The organism is Micrococcus sp. IITD107 (assembly GCF_041927415.1).
Lineage (GTDB): Bacteria > Actinomycetota > Actinomycetes > Actinomycetales > Micrococcaceae > Citricoccus > Citricoccus terreus.
Map to the genome: position 1 here is coordinate 378,117 of NZ_JBHFFN010000002.1, position 22,511 is coordinate 400,627.

A 22,511-nucleotide genomic window follows, 5' to 3' on the forward strand; every position below is an offset into this window, starting at 1 on the left:
GGGCCGCGGGCGCCGTCGGGGCCACCGCCGAGCTGACGTCCCCGGCACTGGTCCGGCCACGGCCGATGCGCCGGAGCCGCCGCGTGAGCTGACCGCCCAGAGCAGGGCCGGGTCCGCCGGTGCTGCAGCGGACCGGTCCCCGCTCACCGAGCGGGACCGGTGGCTGCTGGAGCAGCGTCCTCCGCACTGGGGTCCGTCCTCGGGCTGAGCACCACGGTCACCTCGGTCGCCGCCACGGCAGCGGCCACCGAGGCGCTGTCCTGCTCGGGGACGGCGATCACCACCACCGGCGGCATCGCCCTGTCCCGGATCTGCAGCACGCTGACCGCACTGGTGATGACCTGGCCGTCGATCCCCACCACGTCCATCCGGTCGCCCACGTCCAGCAGCTCCACCGCCGCAGGGTCCATCACGCGCACGGGGACCAGACGGTGACCGAACGGGGCCGCCGGGACCGGCATCCGATTCGGAGACCCAGATGCGGCGGCGCCGGGTTCAGCCTGTGCCTGCGGAGACCGAGCCGCTGGTGGATCGGCCGTCCACGGCACGGCCGCACCGGACGCGCTCGGAGAGGCCGAGGGCCCGGCCGCTCCGAGCGCCGACGGGACACTGGGCGAGGACGCGGGACTCTGTGGGGCGGGGCTGAGCCCCAGGGCGATGGCCGCGATCAACGGCAGGGCGGCCACTGCCGCCCAGGCCATCCGCCGCCTGCGTGGCGGTGGTGACGGGCCGTCGTCGGGAGGGAGCGCAGGATCCTGGGCACCGAGCCGGGTCGCGTCCAGGCGTGCGCGCAGACGGCGCCGTGCGGCACGCCGTGCGCTGGAGGTCGGAGCCGGGTCGCGGCGGTGCGGAAAGCGGAAGGAACGCATGTGCTGATCTCAGCACCGCCGTGCTCACCACATCAGGCCCGCAGGGGTGGCTGTGCAGCGCCGGGGCCGGTCCGTCCGCTGTGCAGGAGAGGTCAGGACGAGCTCGAGGAGGAGCCACCCGCCGTGGACGAGGAGGAGCTCGAAGAGGAGGCCCCGCTGGTGGACCCGGCCGTGGACGCAGCTCCCTCAGAGGTCTTCGGGGACCCGGAGGCGCCCGATCCGCTCGCAGCGCTCGAGGTGTCCGCGCCGCCGGACCGGGAATCGGTGCGGTAGAAGCCCGATCCCTTGAACACCACGCCCACGGAGTTGAACAGTTTGCGCAGGGTGCCCTGGCACTGGGGGCACTCGGTCAGGGCGTCGTCCGAGAAGGACTGGACGGCGTCGAACTGGTGACCGCAGTCCTTGCAGGCGTAGGCGTAGGTGGGCACGAGCGGAGTCCTTTCGCAGAGCCGGGAACGGCTGGCACTCTCAAGTTTCGAGTGCCAATTCTACGCCTCTGGATCCGTCCAGCTGACACCCCGGGCGGTGACCACCGCATCGACTGGCTGATCGAACGACTCCACCGGCAGCACGCCGGGGCGGACCAGCTCGTGCTCGAACACCGCCGCCACGGTCAGGGGGCCGCGTCCGGTGCGCTCACGCTCTGCTCGGAGGCCGTCCAGGAAGCGGTCGTAGTACCCGCCTCCCTGCCCCATCCGGTAGCCGTGGGCGTCCACCACCAGGGCCGGCACCACCACCAGGTCCACCGTCTGCATGGTCCGGGCGGTCAACCGGTCGCCGAGCGGCTCCTGGATCGGCGCCACCGAGCTGCGGCCCATCGGCGCATCCGGGAACCAGCGCACCCAGGACATCTGCCGCTCGGGCTCGATCACCGGGACCAGCACCTCCACGCCCTCGCGATGCAGCCGGGCATGCAGCCGCGCGGTGTCCGGCTCGGTCCCGTAGGACATCACCGAAGCCACCCTGCGGTGCTCGGCTCGCGGCAGATACCACTGCAGCAGGGCCTCGGTGAGTGCGGCCGACTGTGCCGCGCGCACCGGGAGCGGGAGGTCACGACGACGGCCACGCCAGTCCTCGCGGAAGCGCGCCTTCTCTGCGGGTGTGGTCATGGTCCCATGGTGCCAGCCGGCGCGGACGCGGCAGCGCCGGTCCGGGAGACGGCGCCGATACGCTGGTCTCATGACCCGCCTCGACACCCTGCACCCGCACCGCTGGCCGGTGGTGCTGGAGCACGGGGACCTCGTGCTGCGTCCCCTCCGCCGAGCAGACCAGATCGAGTGGGAGTCGGTGCGGCACCGCAACCGTGAGTGGCTCGGCCCCTGGGACGCCACCAGTCCGCTGCCGCACACCGCGCCGATGACCTTCGGCCAGATGGTCCGCAAGCTCAACCGACAGGGGCGGCAGGGAGTCGGACTGCCCTGGCTGATCTGCGTGCGGACCTCCGTGGGGTCGGCGCCGGTGATCGCCGGGCAGCTCAGCGTCTCGAGCATCGTCTACGGCTCGGCCCGTTCGGCCGCCGTGGGGTACTGGATCGACCGTGACCGTGCCGGCCAGGGGCTGATGCCCACCGCCGTGGCCCTGGCCACCGACTACTGCTTCCAGGTCATGGGGCTGCACCGGATGGAGATCAACCTGCGCCCGGAGAACGGTCCGAGCCGCCGTGTGGCCGAGAAGCTGGGCTTCCGGCTGGAGGGCCTGCGCCGGGACTTCCTGCACATCGACGGCCAGTGGCGTGACCATGACGCCTATGCCATCACCGCTCCGGAGGTGCCGGAGGGACTGCTCTCTCGCCTGCTGGAACGGGGTTGAGCATCCGATACTGCGTGGCGAATCACAACGGTGTAGTTTTGTCCCTGTACCGTGTGACGTGTGGATGGAGGCGCCGGTAGTCTGGTCAGGTCGCTCAGTGAGGCACTGAGTCTGCTTCCGGACATCCATATCCACGCCTCACTGGTGCTGTGCGCACTGGTTCTCGGCTGGATGGTGGCCATCCATCGGAGGGCAGACGCGCAGACGCCGCCCCGCCGTATCCGGAGGAAGATCATGCAGAGCACCCAGCAGACCGGTTCCGCCACCGCCGCAGGCGCTGCCGCGGGCTCCGCGCCGTCCTCGGGACCCCACCGCTCCCTGGTCTCCCTGGCACGTGCGGCCCGCCCCTCGCTCGGGTCCACCGCCGTCACCCCCCGCTCGTTCACCATCCGTTGGGACCGCACCGCGATCGCCCTCCTGGTGGTGCTCGGACTGCTCACCGCCGTGATCACCGGCCTGGCCGCCCTCTTCGGGGCACCCACCGGCGCCGTGGCCGGCATCAGCCTGCTCGTGGCGGCCCTCGGCGTGGCTGGACTGCGCCTGCTGGCGCTGCGGGACCGCAAGCGCCGCACCGACCGTCAGATCGAGGCGGCCTTCGAGGAGGCCGCAGCCCCCGCCTCCGTCGGCACCGTGTTCGATGCCGCCGCCTCCGCACCCTGGGCAGTGCGCACCGCCGCTGCCGCCGAGAAGGATTCCGCCTCGGTGGAGGAGCCGGACACGGCCCCGGACGTCTCGGCCTCCACGCCGGCTCCCGCGAACGAGTCCGCCGCCGAGCAGACCGTTCCCTCCGCCGCACGCGCCACTGCTCCCACCCAGCTCTCGGTGCCCCGCCCCACCTACCTGGACGCCCCGGAGGCCGTGCGCCCCGAGCCGCAGCCGCTGGAGCTGCCCGAGGTCAAGACCGCCCAGCCCGGCACCCGTCTGAAGGACGGCGTCTCGGCCGAGTACACCGCCCGGGTGCAGGCCAGCGCGAACCGCACCCTGGATCTGGACAAGGTGCTGGAGCGGCGCCGGGCCGTCTGAGACCTGCTGAACCGGCCGTCGTCGTGAATCCCCACGGGGCCTGACATGGCCCGTGACGCCGAACGGCGCCAGGTCTCCCACCTGGGCTCCTCCTCCGCGGACAGCCATCTGCAGGTCCTGTTGGACCGCCACGGGATGACCCTGGACCGGTACCACCTGCGCGACCTCCAGCACCGTCCCGGGGCCGGCGCCACCGGCGTGTTCGAGGTCCATGCCCGCGGTCTCCACGGGCCCGAGCAGGAGCTGTTCATCGGACTGACCGCCGAGATCCTCCCCGAGGATGCGGCACTGCCCGTGGGGGAGGCGGCCGGAGCATCCTGGCGGGCCTGGTTCCATCCCCATGATCCGCTGCTGCCCGGTCTGGCCCTGGCCGCGGATCCTGATTCGGTGCGGTCGCTCTGGTCTGCGGGGGATCGTTTGACCGCTCTGCGCACCGTCAGCTACCGTCCCCTGCGCCGGGCGGTGCTGCGCGCCACCTTCGCCACCGCGTCCGAGCCTGGCCGGACGCCCCAGCCCCGGACGGTCTACCTCAAGGTGCTGCGGCAGGGGATGGCCGTCCCGTTGCACCGGCGTCACGTGGTCCTGGCCGACGCCGGCGTGCCGGTGGCTCCGGTGATCGGCCCGCCGGTGGCCGAGGTGCTCGCCTTGGGCGCGGGGCAGGGCAGACCCCTGGCCCAGGACCTGATGCAGGACGGTGCCGCCGGCCTGGACCCGGAACACCTGATCGAGATCCTGGACCGGATGCCCCCGGAGATCACCGCCCTGCCCCATCGGGCGGCCTGGGCGGATCGCACGGCGGCCTACGGACGAGCGGCCGCCGTGGCGCTGCCTGCCCAGGAACGGCGGATCCTGGCTCTGGTGAAAGAGATCGAACGGCGGCTGCAGATCACCGACCGGGGGCCGGTGGTGCCGGCCCACGGGGACTTCTACGAGGCGAACCTGCTGGTGGAGGGGGACCGGGTGAGCTGTCTGCTGGACGTGGACGGTGCCGGTCCGGGACACCGGGTGGACGACCTGGCCTGCTTCCTGGGGCATCTGGCGGTCCTGCCGGCCGTGGACCGGCGCTACATCCACACCCAGCGTGCCCTGGAGCGGTTCCACCGGTGCTTCGTCCAGACCGTGGACGCGGCGGGCCTGGCCTGCCGGGCGGCGGCGGTGGCGCTGTCCCTGGTGGCCGGGGCACGGGACGCGGGCCGAGCCAGCTGGGAGCACGCCGCGCGCAGCCGGCTCGACGCCGCTGAGGCGCTGCTGCACCTGCCCCGCTGAGCGGCTGCGTGCCGCGTCTCAGTCCTCGGGGGCGTAGTCCTTCTCGTCCACCAGCCGGTAGCCCACACCGCGGACCGTGACGATGCGTGAGGCCCCGAGCTTGTTGCGCAGGTAGCGCACATAGACGTCCACCACATTGGACCCGGGATCGAAGTCATAGCCCCACACCCGGGAGAGCAGCTGCTCGCGGCTCAGTGCCTGCCCGGGGTGGCGCAGGAAGGTCTCGGCCAGGGAGAACTCCCGGGCGGAGAGATCGACTTCGGAGCCGCCGATGGTCACGGTGTGGCGCACCGGGTCCATCTCCAGGTCCGCATGGCGCAGCACCGTGTCCTGGGCCGGCCCCGGGGTCTGGGGGTCCGGGCGCAGCCGCAGGCGCACGCGGGCCACCAGTTCGGCGAACCGGAACGGCTTGGGCATGTAGTCGTCCGCCCCGGAGGTCAGACCCGTGACGGTGTCGTCTGCCGAGGTGCGGGCGGTGAGGATGATGACCGGCAGCTCCTGGTCCTGGGCGCGGATGCGCTGGAGCACCTCGAAGCCGTCGATGTCCGGCAGTCCCAGGTCCAGGATGACCAGTTCGAATCCGCCGGTCAGCGCCAGCACCAGCCCTTCACGCCCCGTGGTGGCCACCGTGGTGGCGAACCCTTCGGCCTTGAGCCCCTTGGACACGAAGGCGCTGATGCGCGGTTCGTCCTCGATCATCAGGATCTGGTTCATGCTCTCTCGTCCCTCTGGTCCTGCCGGGGCCCGAAGCCCCGGGTGCTGCTGGCACCGAGCGTCTCCGGTGCCGTGTCTGGATGGAGCTGGCCGTCGTCGGGGGCGTCCAGATCGCCCTCCGCGGGAAGGTCCAAATAGAAGGTGGACCCCACCCCGGGAGCGGACTGGACGTCCACGGTCCCGCCGTGGGCACGGACGATCGCGGTGACGATGTTCAGACCCAGCCCCGAGCCTTCGGAGCGCGTGCTGTTGGCACCGCGTCCGAACCGCTCGAAGATCCGCTCCTGGTCCTCGGGGGCGATCCCGATGCCCTGGTCACGGACCCAGAGCCGCAGTGTCCCGTTCAGCACCTGCGACCCGATGGAGACCTTCGTCCCCTCCTCCGAATAGCGTACGGCGTTGGAGGCCAGTTGGAGCCACGCCTGGGTGATGCGCTGGGCATCCAGGGGCACGACGACGTCCGCGGCGTGGTCCATGGTCCAGACGCGCGTGCCCAGCTGGGAGGCCTTGGCCACCACGGCGCGGGTCAGCTCCTGGACATCGGTCGGCTCGCGGTCCACGAAGTCGGGCCGGCCTGCCTTGGCCAGGGTGACGAGGTCGTCCACCAGGCGGCGCATCCGGTCCAGTTCGTCCAGGGCGGTGTCCCGGGACTCGGCCACGTCCTCCGGATCGGTGACGTCCTGGATCTCCAGGTTGCCCTGCACGATCGTGATGGGAGTGCGCAGCTCGTGGCCGACATCGTCCAGCAGCTGCCGCTGGGAGTCCACGGCACCCTCCACCCGGTCCAGCATCTGGTTGAAGGTGGAGGCCAGCTCAGCCACGTCATCGGAGCCGCTGACCGGGACGCGCCGGCGCAGGTCCGTGGCGGAGATCTCCGAGGCGGTGTCCTGCAGGTCCCGCAGAGGGCGCAGGAGCCGGCCCATCAGGACCCAGCCGATCAGGCAGACCAGCAGCACCACGCCCAGCCCCACCAGGGAGTAGGTCAGGAAGGTGTTCTCCAGCTCGTCCAGCTCTGCATCATGGTCGTAGGCGAGCAGGAGCATGGCCGGGGTGTCGTCCCCGGAGAGCTGGACCACCACCAGCACCCCGCGGTAGTCGGTGACCGTGGTGCGGACCGATTCGATGATCGTGGAGGAGCGGTCAGAGTTGTCCAGAGCCCACTGCACCAGTTCCGGGTCGTTCTCCAGGCGCAGCTCCACGGCGTCATTGGCCGTCCAGGTGATCCGGCCGCCCTGGAAGCCGAGCATGCCCTCGTTGCGGGCGGGCATGGTGCGCTGCATGGCCACGAAGACCAGCTGGTCGGCCTCGGTGAAGGGCTGGCCGGTGGCAGGGTCCACGCCTTCCTGGGCCAGGATCCGGTACTCCTCCACGGAGCGTTCCAGGGAGTCGTCGATCCTCTGGTTGATGGCGGTGCGTTGCAGGCCGTAGGCGGTGCCGCCGGAGACCACCAGGGTCAGGGTGGTCAGCAGCACCAGCAGGGACATCAGGCGGGTGCGGACGGGCAGCCCGCGCCACCGCTGCAGGGAACGAGAGGCTCTCTCCGGGGTCGTGCGTCCGGAGCGGGATGAGGGGCTCATGACGGGATCAGAGCGCGGGGGCCAGGCGGCCCGGCTGCGGCTCAGTCATCGTCATCGTCGTCGTCCTCGTCATCATCCCAGTCGTCATCGTCATCGTCATCATCATCCCAGTCATCGTCGTCCCAGTCGTCATCGTCGTCATCTCCCACGTACGGGGCGGGTGCGGGAACCGGGACGGGAGCCGGTGCCTGTGACCGGCGGGGGGCGGTGCCGGTGGAGGATCCGGACCCTGAGGACGTGCCGGACCGGGTGGAGGTGCCGGACCCGGTGGAGGTGCCTGCTCCGCTCGTGCCAGACCCGGAGGAGGTGCCCGATCCGCTCGTGCCGGCTCCGCCGGTGCCGGACCCGGAGGTGGTCCCTCGGGAGGCGGCGCGGGGAGGAGCTTCGGTGGTGGGTGCAGGCCGTGAGGAGATCTCGGGTCGCTTGAGCCGGTCCTCAGGGGCCGCCTGAGCGGCCTTCGTGGGTGAGGGGGAGGCTGACGCCGAGGCGCTGGGGGAGGCGGAGGCAGTGGCCGACGCGGGGGACTCAGAGGTCCCGTCACCGGCCGACGGGGCGTTGCGGGCTCCCGGAGTGGCGGACTCTGAGCTCACCGCCAGCAGCGGACCCAGATCCACTGCTCCTGGGCGCGCTGAGGCCATGGCCACGCCGACGGCGGCGAGCACAGCCACGATCATCAGCGCCACGGCGGCTTTGAGTCCTGTTCCGGTGTCCTTCATGCCCTCCATGGTGCCGGAGCCCGATGAGCCGATGATGAGAACAGCGGCGGCGCAGATGAGGAAGCGGTGAGAGTCAGTCCTGGTGGGGGTCTGCGGAGTCGGGCTCCTCGTCCGGCAGGTGGGCGACCTCGTCGGCGCGCTGACGTGCCTGGAGGGCGCCGTCGTCGTCCCCCAGCAGGTCCAGGGACTGGGCCAATCCCAGCCAGGCGGCCATCTGGACGTGCTGGGCGCCGTCCTGCTGGTCCGCGATGATGCGGAACAGAGTGGAGGCCTCTTCGGCGCGTTCCTGCTCGAGCAGGACGTAGGCGGCGAACAGCTCCGCGTTGGAGGCGGACGTGGAGTCCTGGGTGGCGGTGAACAGGTCTGCGGCGGTCAGCGCGGAGGAGACGGCGGCCGGTCCCTTCCGCAACGCCCACAGCGCCCGGGCCCGGGTGTCCGTGAAGTCGGCCTCGTGCCAGGCCGCCGAGGAGTCCTTGGCCAGGGCGATGGCCTCGTCCAGCAGGGCCACGCCGCTCTCGTCGCCCAGCTCGGCCAGCACATGGCCCAGGGCGTGCAGAGCCTGGGGGAGCACGGCGGGGTCCTGGTCCACGACCTCCCGGGAGAGTTCCACGGCGCGGCGGAAGCGGTCGGCCGCCTCCTCGGAGCGGTCCTCGCGGTTCAGCAGGGCGCCGGCGGCCAGGAGCATGCGGGCGGCCTCGTCCGGGGAGTCCGCCTCCAGGAACAGCTGCGCGGCCCGGTCCCAGTGCTTCAACGCCTCCTCGGGTCGGTCCTGATGCCGAGCGGCGTGTCCGAGGTCCACCAGGGCCCTGGCCAGACCGGGGAGCCGGTGTGCTGCCTCCTCCCGGCGGACCAGCCCGGCCAGGACACGTTCGGCCAGAGCGTGCTCGTCGGCCTCCAGGAGCTGGTGACCCAGCGCCAGGGTGAGGGCGGAGGCCTCCGGGACCTCGCCCTGTTCGGCCTGGGCCACAGCGACCTTCCAGGCCAGGACGGAGGTCTGCTGGTCATCGGCGTCCGCCGCGATCCCGGCCAGCAGGGCCGCCGCCGAGGCCGAGCCCTTGCGGACGCCGGCGGCGGCGTGCAGCTCCACGGCACGCAGGGCATGGTCCGCGGCGAGGAAGCCATGCTCGGCCTCCTGTTCCACCACGGCCTTGAGCATCCACATGGCCGCGCGCACGGCCCGGTTGGCCGGAGCGGAGAGCACCAGGTTGGCGATCGCGTCGGCCTGCAGGGACTCGTGGGACATCAGGTGGACGTGGGCCAGGAACATGCGGGTGGCGGCCCAGGTCTCCTCGGGGACCGGACTGTCCAGGGACTCACGCCGTTCGTACCAGGACAGGCACTCGGTGAGCAGCTCGTGGGCCTCCTCGAACCGACCGTCCTCGACGCGGCGCACGGCCAGGGCCACCAGGGCGTCTCCGAGGATGGAGTCCGCCGTGGTCTGGGACCGGCGTCGTTCCTGGTCCAGCACGCCCTCCAGCACCGTGGCCTCGAAGGGTTCCGGCTCGCGCAGGAGCATGGCGCCGAGCTCACGTTCCATCCTGGCCCGGTGGGGCTGGCCCCGATCCTCCAGCAGGGCGGCCCTGGACTCGATGTGCTCGCTGACCTCGGCCGTCCGTCCGGACATCTCGGCGATGGAGGCCAGGGCGCGCAGCAGACTCAGCCGCGTGGTCGGCTCCTGACCACCCGGGGCGTCGAGTCCGGCTCTGGCGGCCTCAGCGGCCCGGACAGGGTCTTCGGCATAGGCGGCCTCGTAGGCCTGGTCCAGCCAGCCGCGAGCCGTGTGCGGCTGATCGACCGTCTCCAGCGCAGCCGCTCGAGTGAGCACGGCCTGCAGCCGCGGTGCCAGATCCTCCGGCAGCGCCGGGCTCTGGTCCTGCCCTGGTCCCGGGGAGTCCTCCGGTGAGGTGTCCTCGCTCATCGGCTCCTCCCTTCAGGTCGGCGGTGGCAGGCCCGCCCATTATTCCAGACCTGCTCCCTGCTCCTAGACTGACGACCATGGACTTCGACACCCGCGTGGGGGCATATGGCGTGGTGCTGCAGGAGGACCAGCTGCTGCTGAGCCTGTGGGACGGTCCGAACCATCCGGTGTGGACCCTGCCCGGCGGCGGCATGGAGGTCGGCGAGACCCCTGAGCAGTCCTGCATCCGCGAGATCGAGGAGGAGACCGGGTACCACTCCGTCCTGCAGGGGCTGCTGGGCGTGACCAGCCGGACCATCCCCGCCGAGAGGAGACTGCACGGTCAGCCACGCCCGCTCCTGGCCGTGCAGGTGATCTTCCGCACCCAGACCGTCTCCGGGACACTGCGGGCAGAGGTGGGCGGCTCCTCGATCGACGCGGCATGGCTGCCGCTCTCGGAGCTGGCCCGGCTGCGCACGGCCGAGCCCCACAGGGTCTCGCCCGTGGTGCTCGCCGCCCTCGAGCTGGCCGGGATCGACCTTCCGGAGGCCGCGGCATGAGCGATCCCCGCCGCCACCGACCGATCACCCTGGGCTGTCTCGGTCTGCTCGCCGGTCTGACGCTGGTGACCGGCTGCACCCAGGGGCCGGCCACTCCGCCGCCCAATCCCACCGGCACGGCATCCACCCAGCCCGTGGAGACGGCGCTGACCCTGCATCCGGGCAGCTCCGCACAGGAGACGATCGTCGCCCACGTGCTGGCCCGGCATCTCACCCACCGGGGTGCGCCCGCCGAGGTCGGCGAGGCTACGGCCGAGCCGTGGCAGCGGGTCACCGGTGAGGGCGCCGCCGTCGTGGACACCCTGGGGATGATGGCCCGCCTGGCACCGGACGAGGCGGCAGGACCGGCCCCGAGCCCGACGGCGGACCCCTCGCCCGAGCCGGACGCCTCGCCCTCGGCGGACGAGCCGACCGCATCACCGGATGCGGCCGGTCCCACCGCAGATGCAGAGGCCACGGCGTCGGTGGCACCGAAGCCCGTGCCCGGCGGGGAGGCCGCGCCGGACGCCGGGGCAGTGGCGCGGTGGGCCCGCGAGCAGCTGCCCGAGGGTGTCGAGCTGCTGGCCGAGTCCTCGGCCACACTGCGTCTGCAGGCGGTCACCACCGCGACCCTCGCCCGGCTCCATGAGCTGGACAGCCTGGTGGACCTGAACGGACAGTGTGAGGATCTTGCCCTGGCACCGCTGGCCTGGGGTGAGGTCGAGGCCGAGCGCCTCAGCGTCCTGGCCGGATGTGCCCCCCAGGAGTGGGTGGACACGGGGGACCGTCAGCCAGCCCTGGCCCTGGTGGCCGACGAGGCGCAGGTGGCGCTGCTGTACGGCACCGACCCGGCGATCAGTCATCACGCGCTGGTCCCGTTGGAGGACCCAGATCGGATCCTCCCGGAGGGGCGACTGGCGGTGGTAGCGGATCCGGACGGGCTTCCCCCTGAAGCACGGGGCGCGGTCTCTGAGGTGATGCAGCGGCTGGACGGTGCGCAGCTGGCGGAGCTGCAGAGCCTGCTGGAAGGACCTGACCCGCTGACCCCGGAGGAGGCGGCTCAGTACTGGCTGGTGCAGAACGGCCTGGAGACCCGGCCCGAGGGCTGGTTCTGATCCACCGCTGATCCGCTCCTGGACCACCATCTGACCTGTCACCGGTGTCATGAGGGGGCGTGGCCGTCGTCGGGTGGAATGATGGAGGCCATGTCATCACCTCGGACCGGACAGATCAGGCAGTCCACGAAGCTGCTCAATGTGCGCTATGACGTGCGCGGCCCCATCCTGGAGGAGGCCCAGCGCATGGAGGCGGCGGGCCACCGGATCATGAAGCTGAACATCGGCAATCCGGCACCGTTCGGCTTCGAGGCGCCCACCGCGATCCTCAAGGACATGGTCTCCAACCTGCCGAACGCGCAGGGTTACTCGGACTCCAAGGGCATCTACTCGGCGCGCACCGCGGTCAGCCAGTACTACCAGTCCCGCGGGATCATGGACATCGACGTGGATGACGTGTTCATCGGCAACGGCGTCTCCGAGCTGATCTCCATGGTGCTGCAGGCCCTGGTCGACGACGGCGACGAGATCCTGATCCCCTCCCCGGACTACCCGCTGTGGACCGGGGCGACCACCCTCTCCGGCGGCAACGCCGTGCACTACCGCTGCGTGGAGGAGGAGGGGTGGGCCCCGGACCTGGAGGACATCGCCTCCAAAGTCACCGAACGGACCAAGGGGATCGTGATCATCAACCCCAACAACCCCACGGGCGCGGTCTACACCCGCGAGGTGCTGATGGGGGTGGTGGAGATCGCCCGGAAGAACAACCTGGTGCTGATGGCCGATGAGATCTACGAGAAGATCCTCTACGACGGCGCCCGTCACATCAACGCCGCCTCCCTCTCGGACGATGTGCTGACCCTGACCTTCTCCGGTCTGTCCAAGGCCTACCGGGTGGCCGGCTACCGTTCCGGCTGGGTGGCCGTCTCCGGACCCAAGCACCGCGCGCAGGACTTCCTCGAGGGCCTGACCCTGCTCTCCAACATGCGCATGTGCGCCAATGTCCCGGCCCAGCACGCCATCCAGACCGCCCTGGGCGGTTACCAGTCGATCAACGACCTGATCCTGCCGGGCGGGCGGCTGCTGGAGCAGCGCAACACCGCCCAGCGGCTGCTCTCCGAGATCCCCGGGGTCAGCGTGCAGCCGGCCGACGGCGCCCTGTACCTGTTCCCGCGGCTGGACCCCGAGGTCTACCCCATCGAGGATGACGAGCGCTTCGTCATCGACCTGCTGCGCCAGCAGAAGATCCTGGTCTCCCACGGCCGGGCCTTCAACTGGCCGGACACTGACCATTTCCGCCTGGTGACCCTGCCTTCGGTCCACGACCTGGAGATCGCCATCGGACGGATCGCCGACTTCCTGGAGGACTACCGTGAGCGCTAAGAGACTGGTGATGGATCCGCCGCAGAACGCGGCCGCCCTGCTGCGGGCCCGGACCGCAGACGGTGCCCTGCTGGGCCCCCAGGACGTGGACCCGGACACCAAGCCCGGATACGGCGGCGGCAAGGCCGAAGGCCAGGCCACCCTGGCGGCCCGGGCCACTCAGCTGGCCGATCTGCAGGAGCTGCTCTACGCCAACGGCCGTGCCGAGACCGGCCAGGACCACTCGCTGCTGCTGGTGGTGCAGGCCATGGACACCGCCGGCAAGGGCGGGATCCTGCGCCACGTGGCCGGGGCCATGGACCCGCAGGGCGTGCGGGATGTCGCCTTCAAGAAGCCCACGGCGGAGGAGCTGGAGCACGATTTCCTCTGGCGCATCCGCAAGCATGTCCCCGAGCCGGGCATGGTCGGGGTGTTCGACCGCTCGCACTATGAGGACGTGCTGGTCCACCGGGTGCGTGAGCTGACCCCGCTGCCGGAGATCGAGCAGCGCTACCAGGCCATCCGCGACTTCGAGCAGGAGCTGGCCGATGCCGGCACCCGGATCATCAAGGTCATGCTCCACATCTCCCAGGACGAGCAGAAGGAGCGCCTGACCGAGCGGCTGGAACGGCCGGACAAGCACTGGAAGTACAACCCCGGGGACGTGGACGAGCGTGCCCTGTGGGATGAGTACATGGAGGCCTACCGGATCGCCGTCGCCGAGACGGACGCCGACCACGCCCCGTGGTACATCGTCCCGGCCAACCGCAAGTGGTATTCGCGGATGGCGGTGCAGGAGCTGCTGATCGAGGCGCTGAGCGCCATGGATCTGTCCTGGCCGGTGGCCGACTTCGACGTCGAGGCCGAGAAGAGGCGCCTGGCCGCCAGCTGACGGGTCCGCTGACCGGTCACCCGGCTGTCCCGACGACGGCCGGTCGCCGGGTGCTTCTCAGGCCCCGGGGTGCCTGGCTAGGGTGGTGACATGAGCGAGAACAACACCCCGAACGAGAACGCACAGACCCAGCAGCCCCTCTCCGGCAAGTCGGTGGCCTTCCTGGCCACCAACGGCGTGGAGCAGGTCGAGCTGACCAGCCCGTGGGAGGCGGTCATCGCCGCTGGCGGGACCCCAGCCCTGGTCTCCACCGAGCAGGGCGACATCACCGCCATGCAGGGCGACTGGGAGCACGGCGAGTCCTTCCCGGTGGATCACCACGTGGGCTCGGTGGAGCCCTCGGCCTTCGACGCCCTGGTCATGCCCGGCGGCACCCTGAACGCCGACTCCCTGCGCGAGGACGAGGACGTGCTGCGGTTCGTCCGTGGCTTCTTCGAGCAGCACAAGCCGGTGGCCGCGATCTGCCACGCCCCGTGGACCCTGATCAACGCCGGGGTGGTGGAGGGCCGAACGATGACCTCCTATTCCTCGCTCTCCACCGACCTGAAGAACGCCGGCGCCAACTGGGTGGACGAGCAGGTCGTGGTGGACGAGGGCCTGACCACCAGCCGCAACCCGGACGACCTGGATGCGTTCAACGCCAAGATGGTCGAGGAGATCGCCGAGGGCAAGCACGAGGGCCAGACCGCCTGACCCCGCACACCTCCCCACCCGATCACGTGCACGCCAACTAGGGTCCCGACCGGCGTGTCGACCGAGTTGGCGCGCACGTGATGGGGGTCATGCAGCGGCGAGGATGCAGAACTCGTTGCCGCTGGGGTCCATCAGGATCATCCACGGGAATCGGCCCGGAGGCGTGATCACCTCAGCCCCACCCCGCACGGCCACCTCCACGAGCTCCTCCTGGGTCTGGCCGTCCGTGGGGCGCACATCCAGGTGCATGCGGTTCTTGAGTGCGCCCTTCGGTCCCTGCTCCGGACACAGCTCCAGCAACGGGCCCTGACCGGAGGGGTGCCTCAACGCGGGCACCCGGTGGTCGGCCCGGTCCCAACCGGTCATCGCCTGCCAGAACTTAACGTCCCGGGCCGGCTCGGCACTGTCCAACGGCAGCGCGGCGATCGGTCCGGTGCCCTGATACTCGGGCCGGTCCTCCAGCACGCAGAACGGGCGGCCCTCCGGGTCGGCCAGCACCGTCCACGCCACCTCACCCTGACCGGTGTCCAGGGGACGCGCCCCCTGCGCGATCAGCCGCTCCACGGTCGCCGCGTGATCCGGCCCTCCGGCCAGGTCCAGGTGCAGGCGGTGCTCACGCGGGTCGGGCCCCGGCTCGGGGACCGTCTCGAAGCACAGGTCCATCCAGAACTCGCCCACGCGCAGGCGGGCCTCCCACAGGGTCGGTTCCCGGGTGATGATCTCGGCACCCAGCACCTCGGCCCAGAACGTCCCGGCCGCGGCGGAGTCCACGCAGTCGAGATTGATGTTCTCCAGGCGCATGGCCGATCCGCGGTCTCAGTCGCCCTGCGCGGAGGGACCGTCCCCAGCGCCGGCCCGGGCGCGGACCTCATCGAGCTTCTGCCGGGCCCCGGCCAGCCACTGCTCGCAGCGGTCTGCCAGTGCCTCCCCGCGCTCCCACAGCGCCAGGGACTCCTCCAGCCCCGCCCCGCCGGCCTCCAACCGCCCCACGGTCTCCACGAGTTCGCTCCGGGCCTGTTCGTAGCTCATGGCGGCGATGTCCGAGGTGTCCGCCCCGGAGAAGCCCTCCACGGCCGGTTCGGATGAGGTCTGGTCTGCGGTGCTCATGTGTGGTCCTCTGCGCTCGTGCTCTCGGGGGTGTGGGTGTCGGTGGTGGTGGCGCCGATCCGTCCGGCGGCCACCAGGATGTCCAGGGCGTCCCCGGCGTTGACCTGGTCTGCACGCCGGATCACCTCACCGGCGTGCTGGACCACGGCATAGCCTCGGTCCAGGGTGTGCTGGGGGGACAGGGAGCGCACGCGCGCCCGCAGATGCCCGACGACGTCCGCCTCCCTGGTCAGTGCGCTCGCCAGGGCGGTGCGAGAGCGGTCCACGAGGCGCTGGACATCCTCGGCGCGATCGCTCACCAGGCGCTCCGGCTGGGCCATCACCGGACGGGTGCGCAGTGCCTCCAGGCGCTGGGCCTCATGCCGGACGAGCCGCTCCACTCCGGCGGCCAAACGCAGTCGGGCGTCGGTGGTGCCAGCCAGCTCCTGGGCGGCATCCGGGACGATCCTCTTGGCCGCGTCGGTCGGCGTGGAGGCGCGCAGGTCGGCCACATCGTCCAGCACGGGCCGGTCGGCCTCGTGGCCGATCGCCGAGACCACAGGGGTCTGGGCGGCGGCCACCGCGCGGACCAGGGCCTCGTCGCTGAAGGGCAGGATGACCTCCTCCAGGGCACCACCGCCGCGGGCGATGACGATCACGTCCACCTCCGGGTGGGCATCCAGATCGGCCAGTGCCGCCATCACCTCCCTCGGTGCGTGGGCACCCTGGACGGCGACCTCGCGCATCTCGAACTGGGCGGCGGGCCAGCGCAGCAGGGTGTTGCGGATGACGTCCTTCTGCGCGTCGGAGTCCTTGCCCGTGATGAGCCCGATCCGTTGCGGCAGCAGCGGCAGGGGCTGCTTCAGGGAGGGGTCCAGCAGCCCTTCGGCGTCCAAGGCCCGGCGCAGGTTCTCCACCCGGGCCAGCAGGTCCCCGATCCCCACCGGACGCATGGCCGAGACGATCATGCTCAGTCGCCCGGTCTTGGTGTAGAAGCTGGGCTTGACGCAGGCCACCACGCGCGAACCCTGCTGGACGGTGCCCTCCAGGGTGGCGGCCACGTTCCTCCAGGCGGTGACCGGCAGGGAGTAGTCCTCATCCAGGTCCCGCAGGGTCATCCAGGCGTTCCCGCGGATCACCTTGTACTCGATCAGCTGCCCCTCGATCCAGGCCTGCGGGGCACGCTCGATGTACTTCTTCAGGTTCTCCGAGAGCAGACGCAGCGGCCAGGGCTGCTCGGCGCTGGTCCCGGCAGCGGTGGCCGGCAGCGAACTGGGGGCAGGGGAGGAGTCCACCACTCATTCCTACCACTCGCGGCCACTACGCTGGACGGGTCGGTCCACACCCCGGCTCTGTCCTGCACAGCACACCCCGTTCCCCCTGGAGGTCCCGGTGCGCACCCTGAGACTGCTTCTGTCCCTGCTGCTGGCCGTCGCGGCGGGGCTGCTGGCCGCGCTGTCCGTGGCCGGAGCACGACTGGATGCCCTGGTCCACACCCCGGAGCCGCTGCAGGAGATCGCCGGGCCGGTGGTGGAGCTGGACTCGGTGCAGCAGGGACTGCCCCCGGCGGTCAGCGGCGCGGTGCGGGACCAGATCCCGGACCTGCTCCCGGCCCAGTTCGAGGAGGGGATCGTCCAGCTCGTGGAGGGTGCCGCGGCCGGCCTGTTGAACGACGACCGCTTCACCGAAGCCTGGTCAGACACGCTCGAACAGACCCGCACGGACTGGCTGGTCAAGCTGGACGCCGCCCGGTCGGACCGCACCCAGACCGGATCCGCTCTGCCCGCGGACGCCGCCACCGTGGAGTTGCAGATCGGACCGATCGCCGACCTGGGGCAGGACCGGATCGTGGAGGGGCTGCGGCAGATCCCGTTCGGGGAGATGGCCGCAGACGCGGTAGAGGAGAACACCCAGCAGGACTACCGGATCGCCCTGGACCTGAACGTGCCCGACCCGGAGGTCATCACTCCAGAGCAGGTGGTGTGGCTGGAGGACAACGTCCGGCATTGGCCCTGGCTGGCCGGGGGAGCCGTCCTGACCCTGGTGCTCAGCCTGCTGCTGGCGCCCGGACGTCAGCGGTTCACCGCCTTGGCCGCAGCCGGCATCTCGGCTGCTGCGGCCGGGATCGCCGGCCGGCACGGACTGGAGTCCATGGAGGCGGTGGGCACCACCGGTGTGGCCCACGCCGTGGCGGAGGGTCTGATCGCCGGAGTGCGTGAGTATGCCCTGCCGGACACCACGCTGATCATCGTGGGCGGAGGGGTGGCCGTGGCCCTCGCGGTGCTCGGGATGCTGATCGGCTCGGCCCGGAGCGGAACCGCCCGGGCGGCCAACTCGCGTTGAGGTCCCGCCGGTAGCATGGGGGACATGTCTGCCGCCCCCTTTGCCTCCGTGACCACCGCACCTGCCGCCGCGCCGGCGGGACCCTCCGTGGGAGCCGCACCTCAAGGATCGGGCCGGCCGGTCGCCGTCGGGATGCCCCAGGTGCCGCGCACCCGCCGCAGCCGCGAGGAGGTGGAGGCCGCCGCCCCCGTGGCGAAGGAGAAGTCCGTGCTGCTGGCCGCACCGCGCGGCTACTGCGCCGGTGTGGACCGCGCCGTGGTGGCCGTGGAGAAGGCCCTTGAGGTGCACGGAGCCCCGGTGTACGTGCGCAAGGAGATCGTGCACAACCGGCACGTGGTGCAGACGCTGGAGGAGCGCGGCGTGATCTTCGTGCAGGAGCTGGACGAGGTGCCCGAGGGCGCCCTGACCGTCTTCTCCGCGCACGGTGTCTCCCCGGCCGTGGTCAACGAAGCCGCCGAACGCAATCTGCAGACCATCGACGCCACCTGCCCGCTGGTCACCAAAGTGCACCGCGAGGCCGTGCGCTTCGCCAAGCAGGAGAAGCAGATCCTGCTGATCGGGCACGAGGGCCACGAGGAGGTGGAGGGCACCTACGGTGAGGCGCCCGAGCACACCACCATCATCAACAACCCGGATGAGGCCCGCACGGTTCAGGTGGAGGATCCGGACAACCTGATCTGGCTCTCCCAGACCACCCTGAGCGTGGACGAGACCCTGGAGATCGTCTCGATCCTGCGCGAGCGGTTCCCGAACCTGCAGGACCCGCCCTCGGATGACATCTGCTACGCCACCTCCAACCGCCAGGCGGCGATCAAGATGATCTCCCCGCAGTGCGATCTGGTGATCGTGGTCGGTTCGGCCAACTCCTCCAACTCCGTCCGGCTCAAGGAGGTCGCCCTGGAGTACGGGGCGGCCCGGGCCGAGCGCGTGGACTTCGCCAACCAGGTGGACGAGTCCTGGTTCGAGGGCGTGGCCACCGTGGGCCTGTCCTCCGGTGCCTCCGTGCCCGAGGTCCTGGTCCGCGAGGTGCTGGACCTGCTGGCCCAGTACGGCTACGAGACCGTGGACGAGGTGGTCACCGCCGAGGAGGACATCATCTTCTCCCTGCCCAAGGAGCTGCGCGCTGAGCTCAAGCGCGTGGGGGACGACTCCCGTTCCCTGGGCGGACGCGGGAAGAACGTGAAGGCCTGATCGCCTCACGCAGCTGACACACAGAACCCCTGCCCGGTGATCCGGTGCAGGGGTTCTGTCTGTTCAGGAGCAGAGGCCGGTGTGCGGTCTCAGGTCAGCGCTGAGGGGCCCGACGACGGCTCCGTCCGGTGCGTGCCCGGCCGCTGGTTCCGCTGGCGGAGCCACGCTCCCCACCGTCGCGGCCGCTGCGCTCGCCACGGTGGTCGGTGCTGCCACGGCCGGTCTCCGAGGTGTAGGCCGGGGCGCCGGCGGAGGAGCCTGCACGGCGGTTGCCGCGGCGGGCTGAGCCCGAGGCGGTCGGTGCGGCGGAGGCCGAGGCGGGTCGCTGGGCATGCCCGTCTCGGCGGGACGGCGAGGATCCTTCGCCCCGTGCAGGACGCTCGGAGCGCTGACCGCCCAGGCGCGGGGAGGCGCTGGCGGCGGAACCGCCCTGGCCACCCCGGCCGCGGCCGCGTCCGCCGCGAGACCGGCCACCGGAGCCGCCGGATCGGGCGGAGCCGCCCTGCCCGGACTGGCCGGAGGCGGCCGAGCCTGATCCGCTGCCCTGGGAGCCCAGACCGGCGACGGTCTTCTCCACATCGGTGGGGTTCAGGAACGTGCGCTGACCGGGTGCCAGCTGCTCCAGGACCTGACGGTCGGTGCCGTCGCCGTGCACGGTCGGCTTGATCTTGGCCGCGCGCATCAGCTGGCGCACCTCCTCACGCTGGTCGGAGCCGGCCAGCGTGATCACGGTGCCGGCCTGACCGGCGCGGGCGGTGCGCCCGGAGCGGTGCAGGTAGGCCTTGTGCTCGGCGGGAGGATCGGCGTGGACCACCAGGGAGATGTTGTCCACGTGGATGCCGCGGGCGGCGATGTCCGTGGCGACCAGGGTCTCCACGGTGCCGCTGTGGAAGGCGTCCAGGTTGCGGGTACGGGCGTTCTGGCTCAGGTTGCCGTGCAGCTCCAGGGCGGCCACACCGTTCTGGCGCAGCTTCCGCGCGGCCTTCTTGGCCCCGTACTTGGTGCGGGTGAACACGATGGTCCGTCCCGGTGCGGCGCACAGATCGGCCAGCGTGGTCATCTTGGCCTCGCCGTCCACGGAGAGCACATGGTGGTCCATGGTGGAGACGGGGGAGACCGCCGAATCGGCCTCGTGGACCACGGGGTTGCGCAGGTACTTCTTGACCAGCACGCCCACGCCCTCGTCCAGGGTGGCGGAGAAGAGCATCTTCTGGGCGGCCGCGGGGACCTTGTCCATGATGCGCCGGACCATCGGCAGGAAGCCCATGTCGGCCATGTGATCGGCCTCGTCGATCACCAGGTGATCCACGGAGGAGAGGTCGATGTGTCCCTGTCCCATCAGGTCCAGCAGGCGGCCGGGGCAGGCCACCAGCACGTCGACGCCGCGCTGCATGGCCTTGACCTGCGGGTTCTGTCCCACACCGCCGAAGATCGTCAGCGTGGAGAGGCCGGTGGCCTGGGCGAGCGGGGCCATGGAAGCCTCGATCTGGATGGCCAGTTCACGGGTGGGAGCCAGGATCAGCGCGCGCGGCCGGTTCGGCTGGGGCCGACGTCGGTTCTGTGCATCACTCAGGCGGGCCACGGTGGGCAGCAGGAAGGCGTAGGTCTTGCCCGATCCGGTGCGCCCACGGCCGAGCACGTCGCGCCCGGCGAGCGAATCGGCCAGTGTGGCGGCCTGGATGGGGGTGGGGGAGGTGATGCCCTGAGGGGCGAGGGCGTCCACGAGGTTCGAGGGCACGCCGAGGTCAAGGAAGCCGTCGGTGAGGACAGCAGAAGAAGAGGTGGTCACTGAGAGGTAAATCCGTCCGGGGAGAAGAAGTCCCGGCCCTGGCACAGGCGGCAGCGGCGTCACAAGGGCCGATCATCGCGGTGCTGGCCGGCACCGGGCGGGCAGTTCCCGCGCGGTGGGCTCTGTCCACAGTACGGCATGTCAGCGGTCCCGCCGTGCAGGGGTGCCCGCGCGGGCGCCGTGGCTGAGCCTGGACGGACACCGAACCCTCGCAGTCCCAGGGGTGGGAGCGGGGGTTCGCCGTGAGGTGAAGCCGGACGGGTGCCGCTCGCAGGACGCGGTCAGGCGTTGACGCGGGCGTGCTTCTGGACGTGGGAGACCACGGCGTCTACGTACTGCTCGAGGAGCTCGCGCAGCGACTCGTCCTGGATGCCCTCAGCGGTGAGTGGCAGCCATTCCGCAGGAGGCCTCCTCGGTGTGATGATGTCCGTCACTGCTCCGCTGGCAGGTCCTGCTCCAGCAGCTCCGCGGCGGAGAGCACCCTTGGTGTGGACTCCACCGGGGATGGGAACTCCAGGCGCTCCTGGACGGCAGGGTCCAGTTCGCCGATCCGGCGTGCCGAGGGCAGGATCCGGCTCTCCAGGGTGCCCAGCAGGGAGTTGTAGCGCTCCACGGAGGACTTCAGGGAGGACCCCAGCTTGGTCAGGTGTCCGCCGAGTGTCCCCAGCCGCTGGTAGAGCTGGTGCGCGGTCTCGAACAGGCTCTGGGCATGTTCGGCCAGGGTGTCCTGCCGCCAGGCGTAGGCGACCGACTTCAGGGTGGCCAGCAGGGAGACCGGAGAGACCAGGGCGACGCTGCGGCTGAAGGCGTGGTCCAGCAGGGTGGGGTCGGTGTCCAGGGCCGCGGCGAGGATGGACTCGGCCGGCAGGAAGCAGACCACCAGCTCGGGGGAATGCTCCAGAGCCTCCCAATATGACTTGGAGCCCAGGGCGTCCACATGGGCCCGCAGGGCTCGAGCATGCGCGCTGTGCAGCTGCTCGCGGCGGGCGGCTGCCTCAGCGGAGGGATCCCCGGCCAGCTCGTGGGCCTCCAGCACGGCGGCCAGCGGTGCCTTGGCGTCCACGGCCAACGACTTGCCGCCGGGGAGTCGGACCACCAGGTCCGGGCGGAGTATCTGGTCCTCGGCGCCTCGGTAGGAGTGCTGCTCGGAGAAGTCCGTATGGGGGAGCATGCCGGACGCCTCCACCACGCGGCGCAGCTGGACCTCCCCCCAGTGGCCGCGCGCGGTGGTGGACCTCAGGGTGGCCACGAGGGACTGGGTGTTCACCAACAGGGCGGTGTCCGTCTCCGCAGCGGTCTTGAGCTGCTCGGAGAGCTGTCCGTACTGCTCCACCCGGTCCCGTTCCAGCAACCCCACCTGCCGCTGCAGCAGCTCCAGCCGCTGGGCCACAGGACTCAGCGCGCGCAGCACCGCCGACTCCTCCTGCTCGCGCTGCTCGGCTCGGTCCCGGTCCGCCGCCCGTTCGGCCGTCAACACGCGGCTCTCCGACTGCGCCGCGGCCAGCTCCGCTCGGACCTGGGCCAGCTCCTGCCGGGCTTGATCCGCCTCGGCCCAGGGTCCTCCACCGGTGCCCCGCACCCGCCGCCACACCAGCCACGCGCCCACTGCCGCCCCCAGCACCAGTCCGGCCACCAGGAACGCGATCGATATCCAGACCGTCAAGGCCGGATCCATTGAGTTCTCCATGCC

At 71.1% G+C, this 22,511-nt stretch carries 23 protein-coding genes; 10 read left to right on the plus strand and 13 right to left on the minus strand.

The features are described 5' to 3' along the window. Positions 1–143: 143 nt before the first annotated feature. The 3 genes from ACEXHE_RS06095 to ACEXHE_RS06105 form a co-directional block, all read right to left on the minus strand. On the minus strand, positions 144–701 hold the full coding sequence (locus tag ACEXHE_RS06095; protein ID WP_374785089.1) for a hypothetical protein: 558 nt from the start codon (positions 699–701) through the stop codon (positions 144–146). Between the two features lie 260 nt (positions 702–961). After that, a complete protein-coding gene (locus ACEXHE_RS06100; RefSeq protein WP_277246138.1) occupies positions 962–1,297 on the minus strand; it encodes an FmdB family zinc ribbon protein in 336 nt (111 codons plus the stop codon). Positions 1,298–1,357: 60 nt separating this feature from the next. Next, positions 1,358–1,978 carry a 5-formyltetrahydrofolate cyclo-ligase gene (locus ACEXHE_RS06105; protein WP_374785090.1) on the minus strand — a complete coding sequence of 207 codons (621 nt, stop codon included), beginning with the start codon at positions 1,976–1,978 and terminating at the stop codon, positions 1,358–1,360. A 70-nt stretch (positions 1,979–2,048) separates the two neighbouring features. On the opposite strand from ACEXHE_RS06105, the gene ACEXHE_RS06110 reads away from it, so the two are divergent. The 3 genes from ACEXHE_RS06110 (at position 2,049) to ACEXHE_RS06120 (ending at position 4,967) form a co-directional block, all read left to right on the plus strand. Beyond that, positions 2,049–2,678, plus strand: a complete 630-nt coding sequence (locus ACEXHE_RS06110; RefSeq protein ID WP_091693109.1) for a GNAT family N-acetyltransferase — start codon at positions 2,049–2,051, stop codon at positions 2,676–2,678. A 234-nt stretch (positions 2,679–2,912) separates the two neighbouring features. After that, on the plus strand, positions 2,913–3,701 hold the full coding sequence (locus ACEXHE_RS06115; protein WP_374785091.1) for a hypothetical protein: 789 nt from the start codon (positions 2,913–2,915) through the stop codon (positions 3,699–3,701). A gap of 45 nt (positions 3,702–3,746) precedes the next feature. Beyond that, entirely contained in the window at positions 3,747–4,967 is a 1,221-nt protein-coding gene (locus ACEXHE_RS06120; protein ID WP_374785092.1) for a phosphotransferase family protein, read from the plus strand. Between the two features lie 18 nt (positions 4,968–4,985). On the opposite strand, the gene ACEXHE_RS06125 is transcribed toward ACEXHE_RS06120, so the two are convergent. The 4 genes from ACEXHE_RS06125 to ACEXHE_RS06140 all read right to left on the minus strand — a co-directional run bounded on the left by ACEXHE_RS06125 (position 4,986) and on the right by ACEXHE_RS06140 (position 9,892). Then, positions 4,986–5,681, minus strand: a complete 696-nt coding sequence (locus ACEXHE_RS06125) for a response regulator transcription factor (protein WP_091693122.1) — start codon at positions 5,679–5,681, stop codon at positions 4,986–4,988. Then, entirely contained in the window at positions 5,678–7,258 is a 1,581-nt protein-coding gene (locus tag ACEXHE_RS06130; RefSeq protein ID WP_091693127.1) for a cell wall metabolism sensor histidine kinase WalK, read from the minus strand. The genes ACEXHE_RS06125 and ACEXHE_RS06130 overlap by 4 nt, the downstream gene beginning before the upstream one ends. 41 nt (positions 7,259–7,299) lie before the next feature. Beyond that, positions 7,300–7,974, minus strand: a complete 675-nt coding sequence (locus ACEXHE_RS06135; RefSeq protein WP_374785093.1) for a hypothetical protein — start codon at positions 7,972–7,974, stop codon at positions 7,300–7,302. A 73-nt stretch (positions 7,975–8,047) separates the two neighbouring features. Continuing rightward, on the minus strand, positions 8,048–9,892 hold the full coding sequence (locus ACEXHE_RS06140) for a tetratricopeptide repeat protein (protein WP_374785094.1): 1,845 nt from the start codon (positions 9,890–9,892) through the stop codon (positions 8,048–8,050). A gap of 77 nt (positions 9,893–9,969) precedes the next feature. Between ACEXHE_RS06140 and ACEXHE_RS06145 the strand changes: the two genes are divergently transcribed. From ACEXHE_RS06145 to ACEXHE_RS06165, 5 genes are all read left to right on the plus strand, one after another. Beyond that, positions 9,970–10,431 (plus strand): NUDIX hydrolase, encoded by a 462-nt coding sequence (locus tag ACEXHE_RS06145; protein WP_374785095.1) that lies wholly within the window; start codon positions 9,970–9,972, stop codon positions 10,429–10,431. After that, the gene (locus ACEXHE_RS06150; RefSeq protein WP_374785096.1) at positions 10,428–11,525 is read left to right on the plus strand and encodes a glycine betaine ABC transporter substrate-binding protein; all 1,098 of its coding nucleotides are present in this window, start codon (positions 10,428–10,430) and stop codon (positions 11,523–11,525) included. The genes ACEXHE_RS06145 and ACEXHE_RS06150 overlap by 4 nt, the downstream gene beginning before the upstream one ends. 90 nt (positions 11,526–11,615) lie before the next feature. Next, positions 11,616–12,848: a pyridoxal phosphate-dependent aminotransferase gene (locus ACEXHE_RS06155; RefSeq protein WP_091693889.1), complete on the plus strand. Its 1,233-nt coding sequence runs from the start codon at positions 11,616–11,618 to the stop codon at positions 12,846–12,848. 10 nt (positions 12,849–12,858) lie between these two features. Further along, a complete protein-coding gene (locus ACEXHE_RS06160) occupies positions 12,859–13,719 on the plus strand; it encodes a PPK2 family polyphosphate kinase (RefSeq protein WP_091693139.1) in 861 nt (286 codons plus the stop codon). A gap of 90 nt (positions 13,720–13,809) precedes the next feature. Next, positions 13,810–14,412, plus strand: coding sequence for a type 1 glutamine amidotransferase domain-containing protein (locus ACEXHE_RS06165; RefSeq protein ID WP_374785097.1), 603 nt, complete (start codon positions 13,810–13,812; stop codon positions 14,410–14,412). 87 nt (positions 14,413–14,499) lie between these two features. Here the strand turns inward: ACEXHE_RS06165 and ACEXHE_RS06170 are convergent, their stop codons facing one another. The 3 genes from ACEXHE_RS06170 to xseA are packed head-to-tail and all read right to left on the minus strand — an operon-like array spanning position 14,500 to position 16,796. Beyond that, complete coding sequence (locus tag ACEXHE_RS06170) at positions 14,500–15,213, minus strand: VOC family protein (protein ID WP_374785098.1); 714 nt, start codon at positions 15,211–15,213, stop codon at positions 14,500–14,502. Positions 15,214–15,228: 15 nt separating this feature from the next. Continuing rightward, positions 15,229–15,519 carry an exodeoxyribonuclease VII small subunit gene (locus tag ACEXHE_RS06175; protein WP_091693148.1) on the minus strand — a complete coding sequence of 97 codons (291 nt, stop codon included), beginning with the start codon at positions 15,517–15,519 and terminating at the stop codon, positions 15,229–15,231. Then, complete coding sequence (gene xseA / locus ACEXHE_RS06180) at positions 15,516–16,796, minus strand: exodeoxyribonuclease VII large subunit (protein WP_374785099.1); 1,281 nt, start codon at positions 16,794–16,796, stop codon at positions 15,516–15,518. The genes ACEXHE_RS06175 and xseA overlap by 4 nt, the downstream gene beginning before the upstream one ends. 94 nt (positions 16,797–16,890) lie before the next feature. Here xseA and ACEXHE_RS06185 point away from each other — a divergent pair, with 94 nt between their 5' ends. Both ACEXHE_RS06185 and ACEXHE_RS06190 read left to right on the plus strand, forming a co-directional pair. After that, positions 16,891–17,841, plus strand: coding sequence for a hypothetical protein (locus ACEXHE_RS06185; protein WP_374785100.1), 951 nt, complete (start codon positions 16,891–16,893; stop codon positions 17,839–17,841). Positions 17,842–17,973: 132 nt separating this feature from the next. Beyond that, positions 17,974–19,032: a 4-hydroxy-3-methylbut-2-enyl diphosphate reductase gene (locus ACEXHE_RS06190; RefSeq protein ID WP_374785256.1), complete on the plus strand. Its 1,059-nt coding sequence runs from the start codon at positions 17,974–17,976 to the stop codon at positions 19,030–19,032. Positions 19,033–19,126: 94 nt separating this feature from the next. Here the strand turns inward: ACEXHE_RS06190 and ACEXHE_RS06195 are convergent, their stop codons facing one another. The 3 genes from ACEXHE_RS06195 to rmuC form a co-directional block, all read right to left on the minus strand. Next, on the minus strand, positions 19,127–20,821 hold the full coding sequence (locus ACEXHE_RS06195; RefSeq protein ID WP_374785101.1) for a DEAD/DEAH box helicase: 1,695 nt from the start codon (positions 20,819–20,821) through the stop codon (positions 19,127–19,129). A 281-nt stretch (positions 20,822–21,102) separates the two neighbouring features. Further along, entirely contained in the window at positions 21,103–21,255 is a 153-nt protein-coding gene (locus ACEXHE_RS06200) for a hypothetical protein (RefSeq protein WP_177227791.1), read from the minus strand. After that, positions 21,252–22,508, minus strand: a complete 1,257-nt coding sequence (gene rmuC, locus ACEXHE_RS06205; protein ID WP_260060835.1) for a DNA recombination protein RmuC — start codon at positions 22,506–22,508, stop codon at positions 21,252–21,254. Before rmuC ends, ACEXHE_RS06200 begins: the two co-directional genes overlap by 4 nt. Positions 22,509–22,511: the final 3 nt, after the last annotated feature.